Origin of the sequence: Treponema socranskii subsp. socranskii VPI DR56BR1116 = ATCC 35536 (assembly GCF_000468115.1) — a bacterium.
Lineage (GTDB): Bacteria > Spirochaetota > Spirochaetia > Treponematales > Treponemataceae > Treponema_D > Treponema_D socranskii.
Genome location: NZ_AVQI01000015.1, coordinates 1 through 2,241 on the forward strand (window position 1 = coordinate 1; position 2,241 = coordinate 2,241).

Genomic DNA, 2,241 nt, shown 5'->3' on the forward strand with positions numbered 1-2,241 from the left:
GGCGTAAGCCTGCCGAAACTCGCGTTGAAAATCGTACACGGATGTACGATTTTCAAACCCTTACGGCACCGTCAAAGTCCTACGAACGGCTTTTTAAAGTCCTTCCATATCGGGGCATTTTCGTATGAGCTGATCGAACCTGAGGGCACTTTGAGCGTGCAGCTTGCAGCCGGCGTGCCGGCATCAAAACCATGTACTGACGGCGGTGTTACCGCTTTGCACGTAACTTCGGTTAAAGCGGGGCAGTTGAAAAAAATATCAGCTGAAGATTTAAAGCTTGCCGGAAGTTCTGCACGTGTAAGATTGGGACACCATGCGAAGCATAGCCGTTTCAGAGACTCGATACCTTCGGGAATAACCGCACTCGTTATCCCTGTCCAGTAAAGAAATTCTTCCCCCAAATTCCGCAGCGTGGACGGAATGTTAACATTTGCAAGCAGCATGCAGTAACAAATACCTTCATCCTCGACTGTTGTAAGCGCTTTGCCTTCGGGTAAGTTCAACGTTGTAAGATTATAGTAAATCATGTAAAAGGCATAGGTTCCTATGGTTTCTACCGAGTCGGGCACCGTGTAGGCGGTGTCCGTTTTTTTTGTGGGGTACTTTATAAGGCGGGTTTTATCCTTGTTGAACAGCACTCCGTTTTCCGCACGTAAAAAAGCGTTTGCGCTGTCCACCGTAAACGCCGTTGTCTCCTCAAAGTTCACCTGCAAGCAGGGTCGGGTACAGCCGGTTATCGCATAGGTTTCGCCGTTAAAGACAACCGTTGCAGGAATGTGCACATCCGCTCCAAAATTGCCGCCCACTTTATAGTCGATATGCACGTGTTTATTCGTCTTATCGACAACCTGGTAGTGTATGCCGCCTGCGGTAAAATCGTCAGGGATGGTAACAAGGGCTTGTACGGTAACGGTACCCGAATACGCTTCCAGCCCGCTCATATTGTCTTTTACCTTTATGCGGGAACTTCCTTTGCCCGTGCACTGCACGGTTACGTTGCCCGTCGCGTTGTTAAGGTCTACGCTTATGACGGAGGGGTTTTCAGGCGTTGCCGTGTAGTCGCCCGAACCTGCCGTTACGAGCTTATAAACGGGAAGCGTGTCGCCCACCGTGCCCGTAAAGTTTTGCTGATTTACCGCTAAGGCGGCTCCTGCATATTTAAACTTTACTTTGATGTTCGCCGCTGCCGTTACGGTGTGGTTGTAACTTGTGTTTGTTCCCGCTCCCGCGATGGGCGTTCCGTTGTTTGTCCACTTGTCTACGGCATAGTTGGTATCGGCAGGCACTGCGATAAAGATGACGGTTTCGCCGTGTTCGACCATATCGCCCGAATGGATTGCGCTGCCGCCGACTTCGGCCTTGAGCGTGCCGTGTCCGCCGTCTACGCCGAAATCGATTTTGAATTGAAACTGCGCCCACTGTGCGGTGTATGTCTTATCGGAAGCGGGGAAGACCGGAGTTGCAGGCAGTACGGGATGCCATCCGGTAAAAGAGAAGCCCGTTTGTACGGGAACGGGAGCACTCAAGGCTGTTCCGTATTTGCCCGTTTTTACAACATCGGCTATATCGCCTGCGACATTGCCGCCTGCAAGCTTAAAGGTTACATTCACCGTTTTGCGCTCGTAATAGAGTTCTACGACGGTACTGCCGTCGGCTTGTATCGGACCGCTTGTCTGTATAGCGCCGTTTACCATGGTAAGAGCGGAATTATAGGTAAAGCCTTCGTAGTCTCCGCCGGTTTTCGGCATGAATGCAACAGAATCACCCGCCGTGCCGTTTAAGGTTTCGCTATCCGTCGGCTCTGCAGGGTAGGTGCCGTCCGTTTTTTCCCGATAGTGTTTTACCGTATACGAGGCTTCGCCGGGCGGAAGCGCTTCAAAGCTCACCTTAACATCGGCCGCCTTGGTAACGGTGAGGGTATGAGTGGTCGTCGTATTGCTTATAACGGCGCCGTCTACCTTCCATTCCTTTACCTTGTAATTTGCAGCAGGCACCGCCGTAAAGGTTACGGTTTTACCCTGTTCGACAGTTATAGGGCTTACATCCGTTTCCGGTATGCCGTCCGCCTTTGCTTTAAGCGTGCCGTTTCCGCCGTCCACGCTGAAATTTACCGCGAACGATCCGGGCACGGGCGGCGTGGGGCGGGGTGCCGCCTCCTCCACCGCTTGTATCGCTGCCGTTGGAGCAGCCTGTAAAAATGAGCGCTGCGGTAAACAGCAAAGCGCCCGCGGCAATCGGTAT

General features: G+C 52.3%; 1 protein-coding gene. It reads right to left on the reverse strand.

Going from position 1 to position 2,241, the window contains the following annotated elements; all coding sequences use genetic code 11:
• Nucleotides 1–71: 71 nt before the first annotated feature.
• On the reverse strand, nt 72–2,241 hold a 2,170-nt coding region (locus tag HMPREF0860_RS02170; RefSeq protein ID WP_425314978.1), incomplete at its 5' end, for a leucine-rich repeat domain-containing protein.